The organism is Lentzea xinjiangensis (genome assembly GCF_900110955.1).
Classification (GTDB): Bacteria; Actinomycetota; Actinomycetes; order Mycobacteriales; family Pseudonocardiaceae; genus Lentzea; species Lentzea xinjiangensis.
This window is the reverse complement of record NZ_FOFR01000004.1, coordinates 147,910-171,801: the sequence shown is the minus strand read 5'-3', so window position 1 is coordinate 171,801 and position 23,892 is coordinate 147,910. Positions and strand designations below refer to the sequence as shown.

Below are 23,892 nucleotides of genomic sequence, written 5' to 3'. Positions count from 1 at the left end.
CGGCGGGACAACAGGGTTCCACCGCACGCTAGGAACGACGGCCTGAAGCCCGGTCCAGCGCCGTTCGAGCGCGTGACGGGAACGTGGAGCAGTCAACCGGTTACGCCCAGTCACCGATCAGGGGAGTTCCACCATGACCATCCTCGTCACCGGAGCGCGCGGCAACGTCGGCCGCCGCGTGCTGCACCGGTTGTACGCCGCCGGGCACAGCCTGCGCGCCTCCGGTCGCACGCCGTCCGAGCTCGACGTTCCCGACGGCGTGGAGACCGTCCGGCTGGACCTCAACGACCCCGGCACCTTCGCCGCCGCCTTCGACGGCGTCACCTCGGTGCTCCTCTACGCAGAGCCCGACGGCGCCGAGGAGCTGATGAAGGCGGCGAAGGAGGCCGGGGTGCGGCACATCGTGCTGCTGTCGTCCAACACCGCGGACCTGCCCGACCCGGAGAACGACCCGCTGGGCCACCACCACATCGTCGTGGAGGAGGCGCTGGTCGCCTCGGGGATCTCCTACACGCTGCTGCGGCCGGGCGCCTTCTGCAGCAACGCCCTCGGCTGGAGCTACCTGATCCAGCAGGGCGCGATCGACCAGGTCTTCCCCGAGGCGCACACCGTGCCGATCCACGAGGACGACATCGCCGACGTCGCCGTCATCGCCCTGACCGAGCAGAAGCTCGTCGACGAGGTCGTCGACCTGTGCGGGCCCGAGTCGCTCACGTTCCGGCAGCAGCTCGCCGTCATCGCCGACGTGACGGGCCGCGACATCGAGGTCCGCGAGCTGACCCGCGAGCAGGGCGAGGAGCAGATGAGCGCCTGGGTGGAGGCGCCGATCCTCGCCTCCCTGCTCGCGCAGTGGGAGGCGTCGAACGGCAAGCCCCTCGACGCGAGTGCCACCGCGGAGCGCATCACCGGCAAGCCGGCGCGGACGTTCCGCCAGTGGGTCGAGGAGAACGCCGCCGTGTTCGCACCGGCGGCGTAGCCCCCGGTGGCGCGTGCGTCAGGTCACGACGTGCGCGTCACCACGAACTGGATGATCGAAGTGCCGACGAGCGTCCCGTCCTCGAGGTAGAAGGAGGACGGGCCGCTGCTGGTCAGGTTGTCCGGTCCACTTTGGACGGCGTCCTGGTCGAAGTCGACGTAGGCGAAGTAGTCGCCGTTCTCGTCGTAGACCTTCTCGCCGCGGAAGGAGAACCGGAAGGTGTCCGGTCCCGTCGGCCGCCACGACCCCTTCGTCGTCGTGCCCTGGTGGTTCGTGATGTAGGAGACACCGCCGGACCGGAACTCCAGCCGCGTGGGGTGCGGGCCGTCCGAGAGGTGCACCTCTCCGTCCCACACGCCGACCGGCGTGCACCCAGGGTTCGCCGCGCTCACCCCGGCGAGCGCGAGCAGCGCCACCACGATGACGGCGACCGCTTGCAGAATCCGCATCGTCCACTCCCCTCAGATCCCCTTCGACAGAACAGTCGACGAACCCTCGGCCGTCCCCCTGCATGACGATCTGAGTCCCGCTCGATTCTTTGTCCGATGTGGACTCCAGCGCGAGCCGGTCGAGCGGATGCCGAGGCACCGCTGCGACGCTGGCCGGTGAGAACTCGACGGTATGAGGGGCCAACATGCATGACGTCATCGTGGTGGGCGCGAGGGTCGCGGGAGCCGCCACCGCACTGCAGTTCGCCAGGGCCGGGTACCGGGTCCTGATGGTGGACCGGGCGCGGTTCCCGAGCGACAAGCTGTCCACGCTCTACATCCACCAGCCCGGCGTGGACCGGCTCGCCCACTGGGGCGTGCTGGACACCGTGGTGGCCACCGGCTGCCCGGCGCTGGACCGGGCCGTCTACCAGGTGGCGGACGTCCGGCTGGCGGGGTGCTCGCTGCCGGCGGGCGACCAGCGCGCGGCCTACGCGCCGCGGCGCCACCTGCTCGACAAGATCCTGATCGACGCCGCGGTCGCCGCGGGCGTGGAGTTCCGGGAAGGGGCCTCGGTCGCCGGGCCGGTCCTCGACGGAGACCGGGCCGTCGGCGTCGAGTTCCGCTCCGAGCGCCACGGGCGGACCAGGGAGCACGCGCACCTGGTCGTCGGAGCGGACGGCATGCGGTCGACCGTGGCCAAGCGCCTCGGCGCACCCCACGTCGTCGAGGACCCGCTGAGGACCTGCGCGTACTACAGCTACTGGACCGGCCTGCCCGCGGACTTCGAGCTCTACGAACGGCCGGGCAACTGGATCGGCGTGGTGCCCACCAACGACGCGACGCTCATCGCCTCCTACTCCCCGCAGGCCGATTTCGACGTCGTGCGCGCGGACCCGCAGGCGCACTACCTGGAGAGCATCCGCACCACGGCTCCCGCGCTGTACGAACGGGCGATGGCCGGTGAGCAGGTCGACCGCATGCACGGCAGCGGCGACCAGCAGAACTTCTTCCGCCAGGCGTCCGGCCCCGGCTGGGCGCTGGTCGGCGACGCGGCGCACCACAAGGACTCCATCACCGCGCGCGGCATCAACGACGCGTTCTGGCAGGCCGAACTGCTCGTCACGGCGGTGGGCGACGCGCTGCACGACCCGGCGGCGCTGGACAAGCGGCTCGCGGTGTACGCCGACGACCTCGTCGACGGGCTGTTCGAGTGCTACCGCAACACGTTGATGATCGGGCAGCTCGAGGTCACCGACCACAGGCTGACCATGCTGCGCGCGGTGGCGCAGTCGCCCACGCTCACCGACCGGTACTTCGCCACCGCGTCCGGCGTTCTGTCCGTCGAGGACTTCGACGACGACGAGCTGGACGAGGCGCTGTCCGCGTGAGCCGTTCCGCCCTCGTACGAGCTGTGTTCGACCCGCGCGCGGGAAGGTGGTGCTGCGTCAACGAATCGTTATTCCACTTCATTAAACCATATTTTGTGCCACCAAAGGAAGGGAGAGGTCGGTGACCGTGCGAGAGGAACAACTGTGCGCGTTGTTCGCTGAGGTGCTGGGGCTACCGGAGATAGCGCCCGACGACAGCTTCTTCGACCTCGGCGGTCACTCGCTGCTGGCGTCGAAACTGGTCCGCCAGATCCACTCCCGGCTCGGCGTGAGGATCACGTTACGCCGTTTCTACGAGGGGCCGACCGCCTCCGCCGTGGCGCGAGAGCTGGACCAGCTGAGCGCCTGAGCGAATGAGCGACTGAGGGGAAGATCGCAATGCGTTGGGACAACCTGTACATAGCGGGGGTCGGCAGCTACCTGCCGGACCAGGTGGAGACCGTCGACGAGGCCATCGCGGCCGGGCGGTACACCGAGGAGAAGAAGGCCATGAACGGCTACCGCGCGGCGCGGGTGTCCGCGCCCGGCGAGACGGGGCCGGTGATGGCGGCGACCGCCGGCCGCGTGGCGGTGGAGCGGTCCGGGTTCGCGCACGACGAGTTCGGGGTCCTCGTGCACAGCTACGTCGGGCACCAGGGCCTCGACCTGTGGACGCCGGCGAGCTACGTGCAGCAGGAGACGATCGGCGGCAGCGCGCCCGCGTACGAGGTCCGGATGGGCTGCAACGCGTTCGTGGGCGGCATGGACCTCGCCGCCTCCTACCTCTACACGCACCCGGACGCGCACGCCGGGCTGGTCACCGGCGGGGACGCGTTCCACCTGCCCTACCTCGACCGGTGGAACTCCCACGAGCAGAACGTCGACAGCGACGGCGGTGGCGCGATCGTGCTGTCCACCCGGTCCGGCTTCGCCCGCATCCGCTCGATGTTCACCTACGGCGACCCGTCGCTCGAGCCGCTGGGCCGCTGCCGGGCCGAGTGGAGCACGGCGCCGTTCCCGGACGGCAAGACCCTGCAGCTCGACCGCAGCATGCAGGACTACATGCACAACAAGGACATCGACCTGGACGAGATCGTCGAGCGGATCTCCGGCGGCGTCCAGCACTCCGTGAGCACGGCGCTGGACGAGGCGGGGATCGAGCTCTCCGACGTCCGGTTCTTCCTGCACCAGCAGCTCGCCGAGACCATCGCCGAGTACGGCATCTACAAGCTGCTCGGGGTCGACCGGGAGAAGACCACCTTCGACTGGGGCAAGGACATCGGCATGGTCGGCACGATCGACATCGTGCTCGGGCTCGAGCACGTGCTCACCCACCGCGAGCCGAAGCCGGGCGACTTCATCCTGCTGCAGTGCGCGGGCGGTGGGTACGTGTGGACCGCGGCGGTGGTCGAGATCCTCGAGACCCCGCACTGGGCGTCCTGATCTCCCGCAGCCGAAGTGGGGCTTCCCGGCCGGGAAGCCCCACTCGCGCGTTCCACGCCCTCACACGTACAGCGACCGCGACGACCAGTCCGGGTCGGGCAGCGCCTTGCGGTCCACCTTGCCGTTGCCGGTGATCGGCAGCTCCGCCACGGAGACGAACCCGGCGGGCACCATGTGCTCGGGCAGGTGCGCACGCAGGTGGGCGCGTAGTGCCCGCCGGTCGAAGTCCTCCCCCGCGCTCACGATCCACGCCACCAGCCGCCGGTCGCCGTCGTGGTGCTCCCGTACGCCCACGGCCGCTGCACGCACCTGCGGGTGCTCGGCCAGCACGTTCTCGACCTCGCCCGGCTCGATCCGGAAGCCGCGCAGCTTGAACTGGTCGTCCATCCGGCCGAGGAACTCGACCACCCCGTCCGGCCGGCGGACCACCCGGTCCCCGCTGCGGTAGTACCGGCCGGTCACCCCGTCGAAGGTCCGCTCGACGAACGCCCGCTCGGTGAGCTCGGGCCGCCGCCAGTAGCCGAGGCCCACGCCGGCACCGCCGATCAGCAGCTCCCCCGGCGTGCCGGGGGCGACCGGATCTCCCGCGGCGTCGACCACCCTGACGTCCACGTTCTGCAGCGGCCTGCCGATCGGCACCGTGCCGCTCAGCTCCTCGTCGGGCGCGATGCCGTGGCACAGCGCGAAAGTGGTGGTCTCGGTCGGCCCGTAGCCGTTGACGATCCGCAGGCCGGGGAAGGCGTCGCGCAGCCGCCGCACGTGCGGCACGGACAGCACGTCACCGCCGGCCAGGACGGTGCGCAGGCCGCGGAACGCCTCGACGTCCACGTCGATCTGCCGGTGGAAGAGCGCCGCGGTCAGCCACATCGTGGTGATGCCGTTGTCCCGCAACAGGTCCGCCAGCTCCTCGGCGTGCACCACGCCGGGTGGCGCCAGCACCAGCCGGGCGCCGTTGAGCAGCGCGCCCCAGACCTCGAACGTCGCGGCGTCGAAGGCGACGGGCGCGAGCTGCAGGATCCGGTCCTCGGCGCGGATCTCCACGAAGTTCGGCTCGGTCACCAGGTTCGTGATGTTGCGGTGCCGCACCATCACGGACTTGGGCTTGCCCGTGGACCCCGAGGTGTACATCAGGTACGCGAGGTCGTCCGGTGTGACGGGCGCGTCGAACGGCGCCGTGGTCCCGTCCGGGCGCAGCGGCACCTCCAGCGCCACGACGTCGGCGAAGACCTCCGCGTGGTCCGGTGTGGACAGTGCGGCGCCGGCGGCCGAGTCCGCCAGCACCAGCGCCTTCCGCACGCCGGGGTCGGCGGGGTCGACCGGCACGTAGGCCGCCCCGGCCTTGAGCACGCCGAGCAGCGCCACCACCAGCTCCGGTGAGCGTTCCAGGCAGACGGCCACCCGGTCGCCCGGCCGCACACCGGCCGCGGCCAGCCGCCACGCGAGCGCGTCCGACCAGCGGTCGAGCTCCGCGTAGGTGACCGCGTCCCGCCCCGCCGACACCGCGACCGCGCCGGGTGTCCGCGCCACCTGGTCGCGGAACGCTCCCGTCACCGACGTCGTCGTCACCGCTGTAGTCGTCATCCCAGCCTCCTCGTCGGCTCCAGGATCGGGCACCGGGCTCGACGTCAGGTCGAGACCGGCGTCCAGGGTGGTTCCAGGCACCTCCGAGTCCCGGCCGGGACCCTGACCGTGGATGAGAAGTGTCTTCACGTAAGGAGGGGGCCGTTGAGCACCTCGTCAGAACAGACAGCCGAACTCGGCCATTTTTCCGATGTGGACTCGAGCGCGGGCGCGGCCAAGCTCGTGGCGTTCATCGAGCACGCCGAGAACATGGCCCCGATTCCCGCGCTGCGCGAGCGGTCCTACGACCTGCTCGGCGTGCGGCCCGGTCACCGGGTCGTCGACGTCGGTTGCGGAGCGGGCATCTCGGTCGCGGAGCTCGCCAAGCGCGGCGCCGAGGTCATGGGGGTCGACCCGAGCGAGGGCATGATCAACGTGGCCCGCGAGCGCTTCCCCGACTGCGACTACGGGGTCGCCGGGGCGGAGCGGCTGCCGCTGGCCGACGCCTCCGCGGACGGCTACCGCGCCGAGCGGGTGTACCAGCACCTCGCCGACTCGCAGGTGGCGATCACCGAGGCGCGCCGGGTGCTCAAGACCGGCGGGCGGATCGTGCTGATCGACATCGACGCCGACGGCTGGTGCGTCGACTCCGACGACAAGGACCTGACGCGGACCTTGCTGCGGGCGTTCGCCGACACGATCAGCAACCCGTGGAGCGGGCGGAAGCTGCGCGGCCTGCTGCTGGACAACGGTTTCACCGACGTCGAGGCGGAGGCGTTCACCTGCGTCTACACCAAGTACTCCGACTGCGTGCACGTGCTGGAGAGCATCGCCAAAGCGGGCGTGGACGCCGGCGCGGTGAGCCGGGAGCAGGCCGACGGCTGGCTCGCCGAGCAGCGCGAGCGCTCCGAGCGGGACCGCACCTTCGTGCACGGCCCGCTGCTGGTGGCGGCCGGGGTCAAGACCGCGTAGCCGGGAGCACCCGGAACCGAAGTGGCCACCCGCCTCGTCGCGGGTGGCCACTTCGGCGTCGGCCCGCCGCGGCCGCCACCACCGGCTCTGCACCGATGTTTGAGGTACCCGACGCAGACTCGGCGCACCCCGTCAACCAAGCTGGAGGCGTTTTCCGTGTCTGTGCCCCGAAAATCCCGTCGCGTGCGCACCGCGCTGGCCGCGTGCCTGCTCGCGTTCCCCCTCGCCGCCGCCGGTCCGGCCGACGCCACCGCGGAGGTCAGCCTCGTCGGCAGGTGGGACGTGCTGGTGACCATCCACACCGGCGAGCCGCCGCAGCAGGCTCCACAGATCTGCGACTTCACCCCCGACCACCAGCTGCACTGCATGACCAAGCCGGGTGTGCCACCGCTGGAGGGCGACGGCATCTGGACCCAGACCGGCCGCGGCACGTTCAGCTTCTGGATCACCCACCCCGAGGTCAACGGGTCGATCAACGCGAGCCACCTCGGCAAGGTCACCCGCACCCGCTTCACCACCAAGGCGATCGCCTACATCTACCGGCCCGACGGCACGCCGCTGCTCGGTCCGGTCCAGGTGGAGGCCGAAGCCAAGCGCCTCTAGCTCCCGTGCGGATCCCGGAAAGCCGAACGCCCCAGGCGGAAACCCGCCTGGGGCGTTCTCGGCTCAGAGGGTTCAGGCAGCGCCCTGCGGAGCGGCCAGCCTCCTCGGCAGCGCCCCGGCGAGCAGGAACGCCAGCACGACCATGCCGAGTCCGACCCACAGGGTGATGTCGAACGCACCGGAGTGCGTGTTGCCGGCGGCCTTCGCGGCGAACTTCTCCACGACCGGCTTGGCCTGCGCGTCCTGCGCCACCGCGACACAGCTCTCCGAGGTGCCCGGCTCGGCCGCGCCACCCAGGCGTTCGACGGTGCACGCCTTGAACGACCCGGCGATCTGGTCGGCGCGCTCGGCCGCCACGCCCGCCACGACCAGCTCCTGGCGGAGCTGCGGGGTGAGCTCTTCCGCGCTGTTGGCGGCGGACGAGCTCAACGGCGCGAAGAACGCCAGCGACACGACCGCGATGCCGAGCGTGAAACCGAGCTGCTGCTGGGTGCTGACGAGACCCGACGCGGCGCCCGCGTCCTTGTGGGGGACGTCAGCGAGCGCGAACATCGAGATCGGCGTGGCCAGCGCACCGAAGCCCAGACCGATGACGAACAGCGCCGGCACCATGCCCCAGCTACCCACCTCACCGCTGTTGACCAGCAGGAACAGGCCGATTCCGAGCGCGATCACGACCGCGCCGCCCTGCAGCACCGCCCGGCCGAACTTCGGCACCAGCGCGATGACCGACGCCGACGCCGTGAGGAACGCGCCGATGCAGAACGCCAGCAGCGTCACACCGTTGCGCAGCGGCGAGAAGCCGAGGCCCTCCTGCATGAACAGGTACAGCGCCAGCATGAACATGCCGGTGAAGGAGAACGTCACCAGCATCAGGCCGAGCGCCGAGGAGAAGCTGCGCGCCTTGAACAGGTTGAGCGGCACCAGCGGAGCGCCGTCGCGGCGCTGCTTGGCGCGCTCGTAGGCGATGAACACGGCGAAACCGCCGACCGACAGCACCATCGACGCGATCGTCCACACGGGCCAGTGCAGCTCGCGGCCGAAGGTCAGCGGGAACAGCAGCATCACGAGGCTGACGGTGGCGAGCACGGCACCGACGATGTCCAGCCGCAACGCGTGCGGCGCCTTCGACTCCGGGATGAACTTCCAGCCCATGAAGTAGCCGACGATGCCGATGGGCACGTTGATCAGGAAGATCGGCCGCCAGTCCCAGCCGAAGATGTTCGCGGCGACCAGCACGCCACCGATCAGCGGCGCGACCGTGGCCGCGACGCCACCGACCATGCCGTGCACCGCGAAGACCTTGCCCTTCTCGTTGTCCGGGAAGGTCACGTGGATGATCGACAGCACCTGCGGCACCATCAGGCCGGCCGACAGGCCCTGCAGCAGCCGGGCACCGACCAGCATGCCCGGGTCCATCGCGATGCCGCACAGCAGCGACGACACGGCGAAGCCGAGCACGCCGAGCTGGAACATCTTGCGGCGGCCGTAGATGTCACCGAGCCGCCCGCCGGTGATCAGCGTGACGGCGAACGCGAACACGTAGCCCGCGGTGATCCACTGGAGCTGGCCGAAGCTCGCGCCGAGGTCGCGCTGGATGGACGGCAGCGCGACGTTGACGATGCTGCCGTCGAGCATGTCCATGAAGACGGCGACGGTCATGATGACGAAGGCGGCCCACCGCCTCTTGTCGGGGGCCGGTGCGTCGGCGACCTGGGTCGCCTGCGCAGTGGCAGTCGCCGATGGCGACTCCAGGTCGGGGTTGACATTGGTGGAGGTCACTGTATCTCCTCAGATCACAGATGTTTCGCTGCGCACGAACGCCGGTGGGGTGCTGGGGTCCTGGGTACTCGTCACGACTGGAACGCCGGTCAAGCGGCGCGTGGCCGGAAGACCCCTGGTGTTCGGTGGCGACACTGCCGGTCGAGTGACCAGCGTGGTCCCCTCCGCTTGAGCGGCGGTCAGGTCGTGGCGGAGCGGCTCCGGGCACGCCGCAGGCCCTGGCGCCGGGAGGGGCGCCAGGGCCGGGTGGTGGCGGCGGTCAGCCGTACAGCGACGCCGGGTAGGTGCGCACCGACGCGGTCTCGTACCGCAGCGCCACGTGGCTCGAGCTGCTCACCACGTCGCGCCAGAACCGCTGCAGCGCACCGCCTTCCGCGAGTCCGCTGGTGCCGGCGGCCCGCACCAGGCCACCGACCGCGTCGACCAGGACCTCGGCCGCGTAGGCGACGTTGCGCTCGTTGCGCGCCATGGCGGCCGGGGTGAACTCGCGGTCGTCGAGCACCCTGGCGTTCTGCTCGACGAGCAGCTTCGCCGACTCGACCTGGCCCGACGCGCGGACCAGGTCGACCGCGGACGTCACGGCCTGCTTCTTCCCCGACAGCACCGAAACGCACGCGTCGAGCGCTCCCATCGCCGCACCGACGGCCGGAGCGGCGAACGTGAGACCGCCGACCGCCTGGAACGGGACGTTGTGGCTCTCCACCGGCGACCAGCTTGTGCCGGTGACGAGATCCGTGCGCGAGAACGACAGGTGGGAGGGCACGAAGACGTCGTCCACCACGACGGAGTGGCTGCTGGTGGCCTTCATGCCGACGCTGTCCCAGGTCTCGAGCACGGTGAAGTCCTTGCGCGGCACGGCGAAGAAGCGGCCCTCCTCGCCGACCACCCCGCACAGCAGCGCCCAGTCGGCGAAGTCGACGCCGCTGACGTAGGTCCACCGGCCGCTGAGCCGGTGCCCGCCGTCCACGGCGGTGCCCTTGCCCATCGGCGGCTGGCCGGTCACGACGAACGCGTCCGGGCCGGACGCCCAGATCTCGTCGTGGCCCTCCCGCGGCAGCAGCGCCGCGAACCGGGAGGAGTAGGCGGACAGCGACGCGCACCACGCCGCGGCGGAGCAGCCCTGCCCCACGAGCAGGACCGCCTCGGTCAGCTCGGCGAACGTGCCCTGGGCGCCACCGCGCCCGGCGGCGACGAAGTGCCGTGCGAACCCGGCTTCGCGCAGTGCCTCCACGACCTCGGGAGCCAGCTTGCGGGTGGCGTCGGCCTGCGCGGCGTGCTCCGCGGCGATCAGCTTCACCTTCTCCGCGGCGGCAGCCAGTCCGGTGTTCTGAGCAGTCACCTCGTCACCTCCTGGAGAACGTGGTCACGCAGCCTGGACGGGCAGGTCGCGGTGGATCGTGCGGGACTTGGTGTAGAGCTTGCCGTCGACGCGCACGAGCACGTCGTCGATGGAGAACGTCGGCTCGAAGCTGACCACGCCCTCGGCGGTCGTGCGCGTGACGAGGGAGGCGTAGCTGACGTTCAGGGTGTTCTCGTCGACCTCTTCGATCAGGTAGTGGTCGTTCCAATGCCGCACGGCGACGCCCTTGTAGCGGGGCAGCGCGGCGCTGGCGCCGGCGATCAGGGCGGCGCGACCTTCCACCTTCTCACCGCGGTGGGCGTGGTCGGTGACCCCGTCCTCGGTGAACGTCTGGGCGTAGCCCTCCACGTCCAACGCGTCGAGCAGCCGCATCTGCTGGGCGTAGAACGTCTGGACCTCGATGTGGACCGCAACATTGACTGGGGACACGACGACTCCTCGGTCTGCCGGTTTCGCTACCGCGAATATGGGTGCGGCCGCTGGACATCCGGTCGAGCCGTCCTGGTTCGACCCCGGTTCCAGGTGGGGTTGAGACGCACCGGGCACGGTCGGACGCGACATCACCCGTATCTCCCAACTCGCGAGGAGGGCCACATGGCCTCAACTCCCGATGTCGCCAAGTCGGTGACGGTCGAGGCGACGATCGAGCAGGCGTTCGCGATCTTCGCGTCGAAGCCGATCGAGTGGTGGCCGGAGTCGCACGTGTTCGTCAAGGACCGGCAGGCCATCACGATCGAGCCGTTCGTCGGCGGGCGCTACTTCGAGCGCGGCGCCGACGGCGAGGAGATCGCCTGGGGCACCATCACCGAGTGGGACCCGCCGAACCGGCTCGTGATGACGTGGCGGGTCGGCCCCTACTGGCAGCCGATCTTCGACGACGAGAAGGCCTCGTTCATCAAGGTGGACTTCGTCGCCGTCGGCCCGACCACGACGAAGGTGACGCTCACGCACGCCGATCTGCACCGCCACGGTGAGATCGCCGAGGGCATCCACAAGGCGCTCGACGGTCCCTCTCCCGGCGAGACGCTCGAGAAGTACGCGAGCGTCGTCGACAAGCACGTCCCGAAGGCCGCCTGAGACCTCCTGCGGTCCAGGCGCACGAAAGGGAACGGCCGCCCGATCGGGCGGCCGTTCCCACATCGGTCTCAGGCACCGAGTTCGAGCGCCTCGTCGTGCGTGCGGTCGACGACGCTCTTGACGTCGACGATCCGGCCGAGCTGCTTCACGAGCTGCGCGGCCGTGCGGCCGGGCTGCAACCCCACGACCACGTCGAGGCGCGAGAGCGCGCTGTGGCCGCCGTGCGGCTCGGCCGGCCCGAGGCTGAGCGACTCGACGTCGACGCCGCGGCTGGAGAACAGCACGACGATCCGCGCCAGCGCGCCGGGCTCGTTGCGCAGCAACAGGGAAAGCGAATGTCTGGTCATCACTCTTCCTCGTCGAACAGGGGCCGGATGCCCCGCGCGGCCATGATCTCGTCGTTGCCCGTGCCCGCGGCGACCATCGGCCAGACCTGGGCGTCCTGTCCCACCACGAAGTCGACGACGACGGGCCGGTCGCGGACCTCCATCGCCTCCAGGATGGTGCCGTCCACTTCGGACTGCGTCGTGCACCGCAGGCCGACGCACCCCAGCGCGTCCGCGAGCTTCACGAAGTCCGGGTGGCGCTGGTGCGTGCCGAGCCCGGTGTTGGAGTAACGGCCGTCGTAGAACAGGGTCTGCCACTGCCGGACCATGCCGAGGTTGCCGTTGTTGATGATCGCGACCTTGATCGGGATGCCCTCGGCGGCGCAGGTCGCGAGCTCCTGGTTCGTCATCTGGAAGCAGCCGTCGCCGTCGATCGCCCAGACCGTGCGGTCCGGCGCGCCCGTCTGCGCGCCCATCGCCGCCGGCACCGCGAAGCCCATCGTGCCCGCGCCGCCGGAGTTGATGAACGAGCCGGGGCGTTCGTACTTCACGTACTGCGCCGCCCACATCTGGTGCTGGCCGACGCCCGCGGTGTAGATGGCCTCGGGGCCGGCGAGCGTGCTGAGCCGTTCGACCACGTACTGCGGCGCGAGCGCGCCGTCGGGGGGCCAGTCGTAGCCGAGTGGGTAGGTGGCGCGCAGGCCGCCCAGGTAGTGCCACCACTCCGTCAGGTCGGCGGTGCCGGTGACCACGGCCGACAACGCGGCGAGCACGTCGCGGCAGTCGCCGACGATGCCCACGTCCGCCTTGCGGTTCTTGGAGATCTCGGCCGGGTCGATGTCGGCGTGGACGACGGCGGCGTGCGGCGCGAAGTCCGGCAGCGACCCGGTGACCCGGTCGTCGAACCGGGTCCCCACCGCGATCAGCAGGTCCGCCCGCTGCAGCGCGGCGACGGCGGGCACCGTGCCGTGCATGCCCGGCATCCCCAGGTGCAGCCGGTGCGAGTCGGGGAACGCCCCGCGCGCCATCAACGTGGTGACGACCGGGATGCCGGTCCGCTCGGCCAGTTCCCGCAGCTCCTGCGCCGCACCGCTGCGGATCACGCCGCCACCGACGTAGAACACCGGCCGCTTCGAGCTCCCGATGAGCTGCGCGGCGTTGCGGAGCTGCACCGGCGGGAGCACCGGGCGGGACGGCGTGGTGAGCTTCGGCGGCGTGTACGTCGTGGCGGCGGCCAGCACGTCCTTGGGCAGGTCCACCAGCACCGGTCCCGGTCGTCCCGACGCCGCGAGCGCGAAGGCCTCGGCGATCACGCGCGGGATGTCGGCCGGGTCGTGCACCTGGTAGCTGTGCTTGGTGATCGGCAGGGTGATGCTGCGGATGTCCGCTTCCTGGAAGGCGTCCGTGCCGATCACGCCGCGCGACACCTGGCCGGTGATCGCGACGATCGGCACGGAGTCCATGTACGCGTCGGCCAGCGGCGTCACCAGGTTCGTCGCGCCGGGACCCGACGTCGCCATGCAGACGCCCACCCGTCCGGTCGCCTGCGCGTACCCCTGGGCGGCGTGCCCGGCTCCCTGCTCGTGGCGCACCAGCACGTGCCGGATCTTCACCGAGTCGAGCAACGGGTCGTACGCGGGCAGGATCGCCCCGCCGGGCATCCCGAAGATCACCTCGCAGCCGACGTCCTCGAGCGCCTTGACCAACGCACCTGCACCGGTGGTATCCACGGTTGCTCCCGAACGGGTTCAGCCCGCGAGCTGGCGCTCCAGCTGGCGAGGGGACAACGGCTTGTCGAGCGACGGCTCGGAGCTCAGGATCGCCCGCTGCAACTGACGCAGCCTTTCGGACGGCTCAAGCCCCAGCTCCTCGATCAGCGTGTCCCGCAGCGACTGGTAGGCCTCCAGCGACTTCCACTGCCGGCCCGCCCGGTAGAGCGCGAGCATGTACTGCGCACACAGGTTTTCGTGCATCGGGTGCTGCGCGGTGAGCACGGACAGCTCGCTCAGCAGCGACTGGTGCTTGCCGAGCTGGAGGTCGGCCTCGATGCGGGTCTCCAGCACGCCGAGGCGGCTCTCCTGCAACCGGGTGACCTCCATGCCGAGCCGGACGCCGATCTGCACGTCCACCAGGACCGGCCCGCGCCAGACCTCGGCCGCACCGCGCAGCAGCCGGCTCGCGGACTCGAGGTCGCCCACCTCGAACGCCCGCTGACCCGCGCTCGCGAGCCGCTCGTAGCTGCGGACGTCGACGCTCTCCGGCGGAACGTCCAGCATGTAGCCGCCGTAGCGGGTCACCAGGACGTTCTTCGCGATGCCGGGGCCGTCACCCGGCATCGCCGCCTCGATGCGCCGGCGCACCTGCAGCACGTAGGTCTGCAGCGTCGTGAGCGCGCTGCGTGGCGGTGTCATCCCCCAGAGCTCTTCGATCAGCGTCGGCACCGTGACGACGTGACCTGCCTGCAGTCCGAGCAGCGAGAGCACCTGCCTGGGCTTCACCGCGCTCGGCGCGATCGAGACGCCGTTCTCCCGTGCCTCCAGCGGTCCGAGAACCTTGATCTCCATTGGAGCCTCCCCTGCTCAGCGGCGGTCGACTTGGTCGTGCCACCAAGTTCACCTGAGCGGGGCTATCGCACGCCACGTACGCCGCCATGACTCTCGGATGGCGAAGTACTGAGCCGGACGTGAAAAACTCATATATCCGAACGAACCCGAACGGATCCGTCCGGTAATCGACCGGACACGTCCCGTGACAACGACTGAAATGTCTCGGCCATTGGCGTGACATTGACTCGCCGATCAATCAAGGCTTCACCTTCTGAACCGATGCAGACGTACCCCTCGACTGCCCTCTCCTGTCTAGTATTCGGCCTGGGCGCGCGCCTGGAGCCGCGTTTGCTCTGGAGCGGTTGCTCTTGGGGGGCACGTGAATGCAACGTCTTCGGCACCGAGATACCGCGCGATCATCGTGGCGGTGTTCGCCGCGGTCTGCCTGACCGACCTGACCCGCGCGTTACTTCTCGTCGGCGAGATCACCGAAATGGCGGTATCGGTCATTGATTTAGCGGTACTTGTCTTGCTGCAAGTGTCGTATTTCCGACCGCTGAGCTCCCTTCGCCGCCACCTGGTCCTGGCCGCTCAGGCCGTCCTGCTGACGCTGCCCTTCGTCCTCCACGGCCATTCCTGGACCGGCGTCGCGGGCCTGGTCGCCGGCAACGCCCTGCTCGTCCTGCGCCCGGTGCCGGGCTGGGCGGTCTTCGTGACGACCGTGGTGGCGACCGCCCTCGTGCAGACCGCCCACGGCGAACCGATGATGGCCACCGCCGCCACCGCCCTGCTGCTCGCGGGCCTGGCCACCGGCTTCGCCATGCACCGCGCGACCCCCGCCGAGCCCCCGGCCCCACCGGTCGCCGACACCACCGACACCGCCGTCGCCACGGTCGCCGCCGTCACCGCCGAACGCGTCCGCGTGGCCAGGGACCTGCACGACCTGCTCGGTTACAGCCTCAGCGCCATCAAGCTCAAGAGCGAGCTCGCGCACCGGATCGTCACCGACCGCCCCGACCGGGACTGGGACTTCGTGCGCGAGCACATCATCGAGATCCTCGACATCACCCACAGCGCACTCGCCGACGTGCGCTCACTGGCCCGCGCCTACCGCCCGCTCTCGCTGGCGGACACGTCCGACTCGGCCAAGGCGATGCTGGCCGCCTCGAACATCGACGTCCGCGTCGAGCTCGACCACGACCCGCTCCCGGAGACCGTCGAGACCGTCCTGTCCGCCGTGCTCTGCGAGGCCGTCACCAACGTCCTGCGCCACAGCGACGCGAGCACCTGCACCATCGGCGTGCGGCAGCGCGGCGCCACGGTCCTGCTCGACGTGATCAACGACGGCGCCGCCGACCGCGCCGCCTCCGCGGACTGCAACGGCGTCCGCAACCAGGCCGAACGCGTCCGCGCCGCCGGCGGCACGTTCACCGCCCGCCACGTCGGCGACGGCTCGTTCCACGTCCACGCCGCCATCCCGGCCGCACTCCCGCATCCCTGACCACGGCTCGGCGGCCACCGCACCGGCGCCGCGATGCTGCCGTTCACGCACTGAACGATCTTGGCGCACTGCGCTGACCTGCCTCTTTGCAACGACTCTTTGGACTTCGTCGGCAAAAGAGTCGTTGCAAAGGCCGGGGTGAAGATCAGGAACGGCGGGCGGGTGCGGCGCGCCGGCCGGTCAGAACCAGCCGGACTTGCGGGCGATCCGGACGGCGTCGACGCGGTTGCGGGCGTCGAGCTTGGCCGTGGCCGCCGTCAGGTAGTTGCGCACCGTCCCGACGGACAGGAACAACGTCGTCGCGATCTCCATGGCGTCGGCGCCGTCGGAGGCGAGCCGCAACACCTCCAGCTCGCGCGGCGTCAAAGGACATTCATCGGTGTCCCACGCCGAGAGCGCGAGCTGGGAGTCGATCACCCGGCGCCCGACCGAGACGCCGCGGATGGCGTCCGCGAGCTCGCTGACCGGAGCGTCCTTGAGGATGAAGCCGTTGACGCGGGCGTTCAGCGCGCGGCGCAGGGTGCCCGGCCGCCCGAGGCTCGTGAGAATGAGGGTGCGCGTCTCCGGGGTGGTGTCGTGGATGACGGTAGCTGCGGAAAGACCGTCCATACCGGGAAGGTCGATGTCCAGGACCGCCACGTCGGGTTTGTTCTTCGCCACCGCCGCGACGATTTCATCACCCGTTGCCACCGACGCGACGACCTCAATATCCGGTTCGAGATTCAACAAAGCGACCAAAGCACCGCGGACCATTTGCACGTCCTCGGCGAGTAGCACTCTGATCATCCGACCCCCTCTTGCCCCCAGGTCACCAATTCGAGTTTTACACTCGGTGACCATGCAGGCAAGCATTGGGGCCGACTGCCCAAAGCGTTACTCCGAATGCGCTACGAGCAATTCAAGGCAATAATCGGCGGGTAACCCCGGGTCACCACTCGCTCACCCATCGCTCAGGCCCGAAACGGCGACGGGAACGCCTTCGGCACCGCACGGGCAGGAACCGGTGCACGCGATTCCACCCTCGTCGCGGCGGTTCAGCGGGGCTCGCCCCACCGCTCCAGCAGTTCGAGCCCACCGTCGACGGTGATCACCTGTCCCTGGATCCAGGCGGCCTCGTCGGTGCAGAGCAGGGACACGGCGTTGGCGATGTCCTCGGGCAGGGTGACGCGGCCGGACGGGCTCTTGATCGCGAGCCGGTCGACCAGGCCGGGGTCGATGTTCATGGGGCCGTTGTCGACGACCGTGGTGACGACGGCGTTGACGGCCACCCGGTACCAGGCCAGTTCCAGCGCGAGCGTCCTGATCACGCCGTACACCGGGGTCGCCGTGTAGGCGGCGACGACCACCCGGCCGCCGTCCTGCAGCGACTTGGCGAGCGGCTCCACGATGCCGAGCAGCGGCGTGAGGTCGGGCGACTCGGCGTGGTGCACGAACACGTCGAGCTGGCCGCGCTCGTGCTTGACGCGGTCGAGCAGGCCGCGCACCGAGCGCTCGTCGTGGATGTCCAGCTGGGTGACGGTCACCGAGCCGGGCTTGCCCGCCAGCACGAGCTTCGCGCGCTCCAGGTCGACGTCGTCGTCGGAGGTCGTGAGGATGACGTGGGCGCCGTTGTCGCAGAGCTTGGCCGCGATGGCGAGACCGAGCCCGTGCGTTCCCGACGTGACCAGAGCGATCTTGCCGTCGAGTCCCAGGCGCGTGTTGACCGGTTCGATCATGATGCTGACCACCTCGTTGTCCGCGTGGTGATCGACGTTGCGCCGGGCCGCTAGGGCCGAACTCGACTACTTCTTGCGCAAACCCTCCAGAACGCGCAGGATCGCACGTTCGACCTCACGCCCCGTGCGCTTCGGATCGGACGAGCTCGCGATGGTGCTGGCACCCGCGGACAGTGCTCCGAACAGCAGCCGGGCCATGATCTCCACCGGCGCCTCCTCGATCTCGCCGGCGTCCACGAGCAGCTGCACGGCCGTGCGGAGCAGGCCGAAGCTGAAGTGCTCCTCGGCCTCCCGCCAGCGTTCCCAGCCCATCACCACCGGCGCCTCGTGGACGATGATGCGCTGGTACTCGGGTTCCAGGCACTTGCGGACGTACGCGCGCAGACCCGCGATCGCGGTGTCCCAGGGCGCGCCGTCGCCGGTGACGACCGCGGTCAGCGACTCGATCGCCTTGGTCTCGACCCTGGCGAAGGCCGCCTCGAACAACGCCTGCTTGCCGCTGAAGTGGTGGTAGAGCGCGCCTTTCGTCACACGGGCGCGTTTGACGACCTCGTCGAGCGAGGTCCCCGCGTATCCGCGCTTGGTGAAGAGGTCGACGGCGCTGTCGACGAGCGCCTGCCTGGTCGACTCCGAGTACTCGGCCCGCCGTGTTCGCACGGACGAAACGTATCTCACATACCGCCGGTACGTACCGGTGGTATGGTCGTGTCATACCGACAGTATGCGAGAGACCGGGGGTACGAGAGATGGGCTGGGCAGACCACTACCGCCGCCGCGACGCGCTCGACGCCGTGCTGCGCGACGCTCGCCGCGACCCGTCCGCACCGCTGATCGTGGATCCGGACGTCTTCTCCTCGCTGCACGAACTGCTGCTGGCGCTGGACCACCGCTGGCAGAACAAGCTGACCGCCCGCATGGAGGCCGCCGCACTGGAGGGCGAGGTGGACGAGGACCGCGTCATCGCGGAACTGGCCGCCGAGGAGCCGGTGCTGCGAGCGGTGCTCGACGCGCACCTTTCGCTCGACAGTTACCGGGCGGTAGGAATGACTCCATGAGTCGTTGGACCGAAGCCGACATCCCCGACCAGACCGGCCGCACCGTCCTCGTGACGGGCGCGAACTCCGGTCTCGGCCTGCACACCGCCAGGGTGCTCGCGGCGAAAGGCGCCCATGTGCTCATGGGCTGCCGCTCGGTGCAGCGGGGTGAGGCCGCCCGGCGGACCGTCCGCGGGTCCGCCGAGGTGCTCGAGCTCGACCTCGCCGACCTCGCCTCCGTGCGCGCGGCGGCGGCCGAGGTCGAAGCGCTCGACGTGCTCGTCAACAACGCGGGCATCATGGCCGTCCCGAACGGCCGGACCGCGGACGGCTTCGAGCGCCAGTTCGGCACCAACCACCTGGGCCATGCCGCGCTGACGTTCCTGCTGCTGCCGGCCCTGCGGCAACGGCCGGGCGCGCGCGTTGTCACCGTGTCGTCGCTGATGCACCAGTACGGCCACATGGACTTCGACGACCCGAACTGGGAGCGTCGGCCGTACAGCTCCCGCGGTGCGTACAGCCAGTCCAAGCTGGCCAACATTCTTTTCGCGCGCGAGCTGGAGCGCCGTTCTCCGGACGTGACGTCCATCGCAGCGCATCCCGGCGCGACGGTCACCGAACTGACCAACAACATGGCCAGCGCGCACAACTCGGTGCTCCTGCGCGTCGGCGGCAAGGTCAGCCACCTGTTCTCGCAGTCCGTCGAGATGGGCGCGCTGCCGCAGCTCTACGCGGCGACGTCACCCGAGGCGCGAGGCGGCCAGTACTACGGCCCGAAGGGCTTCAGGGGGTTGCGCGGCCATCCCGCCGTCGCGCGCATGAGCACCGCCGCCCGTGACGACCTCGCCGCGAACCGCCTCTGGGAGCTCACGGTCAAGCTGACCGGGATCACCCCGGACCTCCCGTGAACGAACGTTCCGGCGCGAGCCCGGTTCTGGCACCTGCCCTCACCCTGTCGTGCGTGACCCCGGACACGCCGGCACGCAGCGTAGGGTGAGGTGGTGACTGTGGTACCTGAGGGTCGGAAGCTGTTGCGGCTCGAGGTCCGCAACAGCCAGACGCCGATCGAGAAGAAGCCCTCGTGGATCAAGACGCGGGCGAAGATGGGCCCCGAGTACCGGGAGCTCAAGGGTCTGGTCAAACGCGAAGGCCTGCACACGGTCTGCGAAGAGGCCGGCTGTCCCAACATCTACGAGTGCTGGGAAGACCGCGAGGCCACCTTCCTGATCGGCGGTGAGCAGTGCACGCGGCGCTGCGACTTCTGCCAGATCGACACGGGCAAGCCCGCCGACCTCGACCGCGACGAGCCCCGCCGGGTCGCCGAGTCGGTCCAGGCGATGGGCCTGCGCTACTCGACCGTCACCGGCGTCGCCCGTGACGACCTGCCCGACGGCGGCGCGTGGCTGTACGCGGAGACCGTCCGCCAGATCCACGAGATGAACCCCGGCACCGGCGTCGAGCTGCTGATCCCGGACTTCAACGCGGTGCCGGAGCAGCTCGCCGAGGTCTTCGAGTCCCGTCCCGAGGTGCTCGCGCACAACCTGGAGACCGTCCCGCGGATCTTCAAGCGGATCCGCCCCGCGTTCCGCTACGAGCGCTCCCTCGAGGTCATCACCCGTGCCCGCGACTTCGGCCTGGTCACCAAGTCGAACCTGATCCTCGGCATGGGCGAGACGCCGGAAGAGGTCACCGAGGCGCTCAGCGACCTCCACGACGCGGGCTGCGACATCATCACCATCACCCAGTACCTGCGCCCGTCGCCGCGGCACCACCCGGTCGAGCGCTGGGTGAAGCCCGAGGAGTTCGTCGAGCACAAGGAGATGGCCGAGAAGATCGGCTTCCTCGGCGTGATGGCGGGCCCGCTGGTCCGCTCCTCCTACCGCGCCGGCCGCCTGTACGCCGAGGCGAAGCAGAAGCGCGGCGAGGACCTGCCGGAGAACCTCCGGCACCTGCTCACGGTGTCGGCGTCGCAGGAGATCACGAGCCTGCTCGCGCCCCGCTGACCCACGCACGCGGAAGCGGGCCGGCACCGGGTGCCGGCCCGCTTCGGCGTCTTCAGCGCGCCCCCGCGCCGGTGGGAGCGGCCAGGCGGAACTCCACGGTGGCCAGGAGGCCGGGCGTGCCGAGTGCTTCCCGCAGGCGGGGCAGGCCCTCGTCGTCGATGCGGCGACGGATGCCCCGCACATCCGCGTCGCCGTGGACGCGGACGACGAGGGCCAGGCTCGGGTGGGTGCGCGGCCCGGTCAACGCGGCCTCGACCTTGCGCACACCGGGGTAGCCGGTCACCTCCTCGGCGAACGGCGCGGCGGCCGCCGAGGTGGTGATGCGGGTGGTGCCGGCGTCGTCCGCCCAGCGCCAGGTGGCGACCTCGCGGCGCGGTAGCTGGGCGAAGAGCCAGCGCAGGCACAGCACCGCGACCACCACCGCCGCGGTCGCCACCGCCACGAGCACCGGAGCCGGCGGCAACGCCGTGCCGGGCACCAGCGCGGCGTCGCGGCCGACCGCGGGCACGAGCCCGAGGTGGGCGGCGATCACCGTGCCGCCCGCGGTCAGCAGGACCAGTCCCAGCAGGCCGAGCAGGATGCGGTTCACGTCGTGCTCCTGAGCGTCTTGACGCGGACGACGACCCGCGGCGGCCGGGCGAGCGCGAACTCGTCGACGCGTCGTTCGAGCGCGTGGCGGACGGCGTCCCCGATGTCCTGCGCGGCCGAACGCCGAGTGCGCACCACCGCCTTCACCCGCCCGGGGCGCACCTTCACCGCGGCGGACTCGACGCCGTCGACCCGGGCGGCCGAGCGCAGTGCGTTGCGCAGGCCCCGCACCGACACCGCGGTGTGCTCGTCGAGCGCGGTGGTCCTGGCACGGCCGGGCAACGCCGCGATGAGCAACAGCAGCAACCCGGTGCCCGCGATGACACCGCCGGCCACGGCCACCGGGGAAGCCGACCACGTCGTGCCGTGCAGCCGGGCCGCGATCACGTCGTACGGCAGCAACGGTGTCTCACCGAGTGCGAGCTGGATCGCGGACACCGCCACCACGACCGAGACGGCCAGCAGGACGAGTGCCGTGAGCGTGGCGGGCAGGGCCCGGCGGGAGCGGCGGGTCATCGCACCCTCCCCGCACGCGGCTCCGCGCGCAGCACACCGATTGAAACGTCCACAACGGACACTCGGAGCCCGGTGAGGACGGCTACCCGTTCGGCCAGGTGTGCGCGCACGCGTGCGGCGGCCGGGGCGACGGGCGCGGGGTACCGCAGGTCGAGACGGACGTCCAGCGCCGCCACTCCTGCGGTCACCCGCGCGGTGACCGCCGCCGCGAGCACGTCCGGCACCTCCAGCGCGGCGCGTCCGGCGATGCGGCTCACGGCGCGGTCGGCGACGGTGGTCACGCCCGGCTGGGCGGCGACGAGCGGTGCGGTCATCGTCAGTCCCGTTCCCTGCCGAGCAGCTGCGCGAGGTCCAGCTTGCCCTCCGCGACCCGGCCCACCACCAGGCCGAGACCGCCGAGGACGAGCACGAGCAGGAACGCGCTGAAGCCCCCGAACGCGGCGGCCAGGCCGAGCGCCAGCCCGGTCAGCAGGCCCAGTGCCGTGGTGCTCATGGCGCTCCCCCTCACCGCACGCGAGCGGTGCCGGGCTCGTCGCCCTCGGAGTCGCTCGGGATGTGCACGTCGTTCACGTTGATGTTGACCTCGACCACCTCGAGGCCGGTGATCTGCTCGATCGCGTTGATCACGTTGCCGCGCACCGACCTCGCCAGGTCCGCGATCGGCACGCCGTACTCGACGACGAGCTCCAGGTCCACCGCGGCCTGCTTCTCGCCGACCTCGACCGACACCCCCTGGCCCACGCTCGCGGTGGCGCCGGGGATGCGTTCGCGCAACGCGCTCAACGCCCGCGTCGCACCACCACCGAGCGCGTGCACGCCCCGGATCTCCCGTGCGGCGAGGCCCGCGACCTTCTGCACCACGACGTCCGCGATGGTCGTCGACCCCTTGTCGGTCGCCAGGCTCCCGCCGGGGACACCGTTCTTCTCCGCTGTCTGCGCGCTCATCGCTTCCCCTTCCCCGGACTGTCCACAGCGCAACGACCCGGCTCGCGGCGGAATCGTCACGTCCCGTTCAGGTGATCGAGGGAACGTCCGTCCACATCGGTCACCACCAGCCGCACGCACATCGGGTCTTCGCCGACGTCCCCGGCCATCGCGACCGCGCGCATGCTCATCCGGGCCGGCCCGTCGCCGGGCGACGGCAGGACGTCCGACCGCCGCACCTCGGCCCGCACGGCGGACATCACGCGGCTGACCAGGCCGGACGACGGCTCGGCCTGGTCGCGAGCCAGCTCCGCCGTCGCCGCGCGCAGCACCAGCAGGCTCTCCCGCACCGCCGCGCAGTGCGGGCACGACCGCGCGTGCCCGCCGGAGAGGCCGATCGCCTCCCAGACCTGCTCCACGTCACACCCGCACGGCAGGACGTGGCCCGACGTCACCGCCACGGCGCCATCGCCTCCGCGAGTTGGGCCCGTGCCCGCGCGAGCCTGCCGCGCACCGCCTGCTGGGTCGTGCCGATCGCCTCGGCGATCTCGTCGTAGGACCGGCCGTGGACCTCCCGGAGCACCCAGCACGCCCGCTGCTGCGGCGTGAGCCCGCGCAGGGCGGCCCGCAACGCGTCGAGCTGCGCGTTCATCTCCACCTCGCGTTCGGGGCGGGTGCGCGGCGCCGGCGACTCGTGCTCGTCGAGATCGGTGTCGGCGTGCGGTTTGCGCTTGCGCAGCACGTTCAGGCACTGGTTGGTGGTGCTCCGGTAGAGCCAGCCGAGGAACGCCCCGTCGTCGTGGAGCTGCCCGAGCCGCCGCCACGCCGTGAGGAACACGTCCTGCACGACGTCCTCGGCGTCACCGGAGCCGCCCACGATGCGCAACGCCAGCCGGTACATCGGCCCCTGGTAACGCCGGACCAGGTGCTCGTAAGCCCGCACGTCGCCCTCGCGGGACCGCGCCACCAGCGTGGCATCGTCGAGTGCGACCGCCTCGGCCACGCCCATCCGCGCCCACCCCCGCCCGTTCGCCCTGTCGCCCGGTGACCGCGTCCGACGGCGGCGCACCACGCGGTTCCCGGCTTTCCCGGCGGTGGGCGCGTCCACCCGGTTTTCACCCGACGGTGGCGTGACGTCCGCGTGCTCAGGCGTGGCGGCAGGACAACG

At 70.7% G+C, this 23,892-nt stretch carries 29 protein-coding genes; 11 read left to right on the top strand and 18 right to left on the bottom strand.

Going from position 1 to position 23,892, the window contains the following annotated elements; genetic code table 11:
* The first annotated feature begins 133 nt into the window (after positions 1–133).
* Entirely contained in the window at positions 134–976 is an 843-nt protein-coding gene (locus BMW88_RS12615; protein ID WP_089950870.1) for an NAD(P)H-binding protein, read from the top strand.
* A gap of 23 nt (positions 977–999) precedes the next feature.
* On the opposite strand, the gene BMW88_RS12610 is transcribed toward BMW88_RS12615, so the two are convergent.
* A complete protein-coding gene (locus tag BMW88_RS12610) occupies positions 1,000–1,425 on the bottom strand; it encodes a hypothetical protein (protein ID WP_089950869.1) in 426 nt (141 codons plus the stop codon).
* 185 nt (positions 1,426–1,610) lie between these two features.
* Between BMW88_RS12610 and BMW88_RS12605 the strand changes: the two genes are divergently transcribed.
* From BMW88_RS12605 to BMW88_RS12595, 3 genes are all read left to right on the top strand, one after another.
* Positions 1,611–2,795 carry an NAD(P)/FAD-dependent oxidoreductase gene (locus BMW88_RS12605; protein WP_089950868.1) on the top strand — a complete coding sequence of 395 codons (1,185 nt, stop codon included), beginning with the start codon at positions 1,611–1,613 and terminating at the stop codon, positions 2,793–2,795.
* 121 nt (positions 2,796–2,916) lie between these two features.
* Complete coding sequence (locus BMW88_RS12600) at positions 2,917–3,144, top strand: acyl carrier protein (RefSeq protein ID WP_177221072.1); 228 nt, start codon at positions 2,917–2,919, stop codon at positions 3,142–3,144.
* Between the two features lie 29 nt (positions 3,145–3,173).
* A complete protein-coding gene (locus BMW88_RS12595; RefSeq protein ID WP_089950866.1) occupies positions 3,174–4,217 on the top strand; it encodes a ketoacyl-ACP synthase III family protein in 1,044 nt (347 codons plus the stop codon).
* Between the two features lie 60 nt (positions 4,218–4,277).
* Here the strand turns inward: BMW88_RS12595 and BMW88_RS12590 are convergent, their stop codons facing one another.
* Entirely contained in the window at positions 4,278–5,879 is a 1,602-nt protein-coding gene (locus BMW88_RS12590; protein ID WP_143116054.1) for an amino acid adenylation domain-containing protein, read from the bottom strand.
* Between the two features lie 111 nt (positions 5,880–5,990).
* Between BMW88_RS12590 and BMW88_RS12585 the strand changes: the two genes are divergently transcribed.
* A complete protein-coding gene (locus BMW88_RS12585) occupies positions 5,991–6,749 on the top strand; it encodes a methyltransferase domain-containing protein (RefSeq protein ID WP_218148046.1) in 759 nt (252 codons plus the stop codon).
* Positions 6,750–6,932: 183 nt separating this feature from the next.
* A complete protein-coding gene (locus BMW88_RS12580) occupies positions 6,933–7,352 on the top strand; it encodes a hypothetical protein (protein WP_089950864.1) in 420 nt (139 codons plus the stop codon).
* A gap of 72 nt (positions 7,353–7,424) precedes the next feature.
* Here the strand turns inward: BMW88_RS12580 and BMW88_RS12575 are convergent, their stop codons facing one another.
* The 3 genes from BMW88_RS12575 to BMW88_RS12565 form a co-directional block, all read right to left on the bottom strand.
* Positions 7,425–9,134 carry an MFS transporter gene (locus BMW88_RS12575; protein ID WP_089950863.1) on the bottom strand — a complete coding sequence of 570 codons (1,710 nt, stop codon included), beginning with the start codon at positions 9,132–9,134 and terminating at the stop codon, positions 7,425–7,427.
* Positions 9,135–9,393: 259 nt separating this feature from the next.
* On the bottom strand, positions 9,394–10,473 hold the full coding sequence (locus BMW88_RS12570; protein ID WP_089950862.1) for an acyl-CoA dehydrogenase family protein: 1,080 nt from the start codon (positions 10,471–10,473) through the stop codon (positions 9,394–9,396).
* Positions 10,474–10,497: 24 nt separating this feature from the next.
* Positions 10,498–10,923, bottom strand: a complete 426-nt coding sequence (locus tag BMW88_RS12565) for a nuclear transport factor 2 family protein (RefSeq protein WP_218148045.1) — start codon at positions 10,921–10,923, stop codon at positions 10,498–10,500.
* 165 nt (positions 10,924–11,088) lie between these two features.
* On the opposite strand from BMW88_RS12565, the gene BMW88_RS12560 reads away from it, so the two are divergent.
* Positions 11,089–11,571: an SRPBCC domain-containing protein gene (locus tag BMW88_RS12560; RefSeq protein ID WP_089950860.1), complete on the top strand. Its 483-nt coding sequence runs from the start codon at positions 11,089–11,091 to the stop codon at positions 11,569–11,571.
* 68 nt (positions 11,572–11,639) lie between these two features.
* On the opposite strand, the gene BMW88_RS12555 is transcribed toward BMW88_RS12560, so the two are convergent.
* The 3 genes from BMW88_RS12555 to BMW88_RS12545 are packed head-to-tail and all read right to left on the bottom strand — an operon-like array spanning position 11,640 to position 14,461.
* Positions 11,640–11,918 (bottom strand): ACT domain-containing protein, encoded by a 279-nt coding sequence (locus BMW88_RS12555; protein WP_143116053.1) that lies wholly within the window; start codon positions 11,916–11,918, stop codon positions 11,640–11,642.
* Positions 11,918–13,627 (bottom strand): acetolactate synthase large subunit, encoded by a 1,710-nt coding sequence (locus tag BMW88_RS12550; RefSeq protein ID WP_089950858.1) that lies wholly within the window; start codon positions 13,625–13,627, stop codon positions 11,918–11,920. Before BMW88_RS12550 ends, BMW88_RS12555 begins: the two co-directional genes overlap by 1 nt.
* 18 nt (positions 13,628–13,645) lie before the next feature.
* Positions 13,646–14,461 carry an AfsR/SARP family transcriptional regulator gene (locus BMW88_RS12545; protein WP_089950857.1) on the bottom strand — a complete coding sequence of 272 codons (816 nt, stop codon included), beginning with the start codon at positions 14,459–14,461 and terminating at the stop codon, positions 13,646–13,648.
* Between the two features lie 520 nt (positions 14,462–14,981).
* Between BMW88_RS12545 and BMW88_RS12540 the strand changes: the two genes are divergently transcribed.
* A complete protein-coding gene (locus BMW88_RS12540; protein ID WP_143116052.1) occupies positions 14,982–15,944 on the top strand; it encodes a sensor histidine kinase in 963 nt (320 codons plus the stop codon).
* Between the two features lie 180 nt (positions 15,945–16,124).
* On the opposite strand, the gene BMW88_RS12535 is transcribed toward BMW88_RS12540, so the two are convergent.
* From BMW88_RS12535 to BMW88_RS12525, 3 genes are all read right to left on the bottom strand, one after another.
* Positions 16,125–16,730, bottom strand: a complete 606-nt coding sequence (locus tag BMW88_RS12535; RefSeq protein ID WP_089950855.1) for a response regulator transcription factor — start codon at positions 16,728–16,730, stop codon at positions 16,125–16,127.
* A gap of 248 nt (positions 16,731–16,978) precedes the next feature.
* The gene (locus tag BMW88_RS12530; protein ID WP_143116051.1) at positions 16,979–17,659 is read right to left on the bottom strand and encodes an SDR family NAD(P)-dependent oxidoreductase; all 681 of its coding nucleotides are present in this window, start codon (positions 17,657–17,659) and stop codon (positions 16,979–16,981) included.
* A gap of 66 nt (positions 17,660–17,725) precedes the next feature.
* The gene (locus tag BMW88_RS12525; protein WP_089950853.1) at positions 17,726–18,316 is read right to left on the bottom strand and encodes a TetR/AcrR family transcriptional regulator; all 591 of its coding nucleotides are present in this window, start codon (positions 18,314–18,316) and stop codon (positions 17,726–17,728) included.
* Between the two features lie 89 nt (positions 18,317–18,405).
* On the opposite strand from BMW88_RS12525, the gene BMW88_RS12520 reads away from it, so the two are divergent.
* From BMW88_RS12520 to lipA, 3 genes are all read left to right on the top strand, one after another.
* Positions 18,406–18,714: a hypothetical protein gene (locus tag BMW88_RS12520; protein WP_089950852.1), complete on the top strand. Its 309-nt coding sequence runs from the start codon at positions 18,406–18,408 to the stop codon at positions 18,712–18,714.
* Positions 18,711–19,601, top strand: a complete 891-nt coding sequence (locus BMW88_RS12515; RefSeq protein WP_089950851.1) for an oxidoreductase — start codon at positions 18,711–18,713, stop codon at positions 19,599–19,601. Before BMW88_RS12520 ends, BMW88_RS12515 begins: the two co-directional genes overlap by 4 nt.
* A 93-nt stretch (positions 19,602–19,694) precedes the next feature.
* Entirely contained in the window at positions 19,695–20,696 is a 1,002-nt protein-coding gene (gene lipA / locus BMW88_RS12510) for a lipoyl synthase (protein ID WP_089951085.1), read from the top strand.
* Positions 20,697–20,748: 52 nt separating this feature from the next.
* Here lipA and BMW88_RS12505 read toward each other — a convergent pair whose 3' ends face one another.
* From BMW88_RS12505 to BMW88_RS12475, 7 genes are read right to left on the bottom strand one after another with little or no spacing between them, the layout of a single operon-like run.
* Positions 20,749–21,285 (bottom strand): hypothetical protein, encoded by a 537-nt coding sequence (locus tag BMW88_RS12505; protein ID WP_089950850.1) that lies wholly within the window; start codon positions 21,283–21,285, stop codon positions 20,749–20,751.
* Entirely contained in the window at positions 21,282–21,800 is a 519-nt protein-coding gene (locus BMW88_RS12500; RefSeq protein ID WP_089950849.1) for a DUF6286 domain-containing protein, read from the bottom strand. Before BMW88_RS12500 ends, BMW88_RS12505 begins: the two co-directional genes overlap by 4 nt.
* A complete protein-coding gene (locus BMW88_RS12495) occupies positions 21,797–22,114 on the bottom strand; it encodes an Asp23/Gls24 family envelope stress response protein (protein WP_177221071.1) in 318 nt (105 codons plus the stop codon). The genes BMW88_RS12500 and BMW88_RS12495 overlap by 4 nt, the downstream gene beginning before the upstream one ends.
* A 2-nt stretch (positions 22,115–22,116) precedes the next feature.
* Positions 22,117–22,293 (bottom strand): hypothetical protein, encoded by a 177-nt coding sequence (locus BMW88_RS41805; RefSeq protein WP_089950848.1) that lies wholly within the window; start codon positions 22,291–22,293, stop codon positions 22,117–22,119.
* A gap of 11 nt (positions 22,294–22,304) precedes the next feature.
* The gene (locus BMW88_RS12485) at positions 22,305–22,745 is read right to left on the bottom strand and encodes an Asp23/Gls24 family envelope stress response protein (RefSeq protein WP_089950847.1); all 441 of its coding nucleotides are present in this window, start codon (positions 22,743–22,745) and stop codon (positions 22,305–22,307) included.
* A gap of 56 nt (positions 22,746–22,801) precedes the next feature.
* A complete protein-coding gene (locus tag BMW88_RS12480; protein ID WP_089950846.1) occupies positions 22,802–23,185 on the bottom strand; it encodes an anti-sigma factor in 384 nt (127 codons plus the stop codon).
* Positions 23,176–23,733 (bottom strand): RNA polymerase sigma factor, encoded by a 558-nt coding sequence (locus tag BMW88_RS12475; protein WP_089950845.1) that lies wholly within the window; start codon positions 23,731–23,733, stop codon positions 23,176–23,178. The genes BMW88_RS12480 and BMW88_RS12475 overlap by 10 nt, the downstream gene beginning before the upstream one ends.
* Positions 23,734–23,892 lie beyond the last annotated feature (159 nt).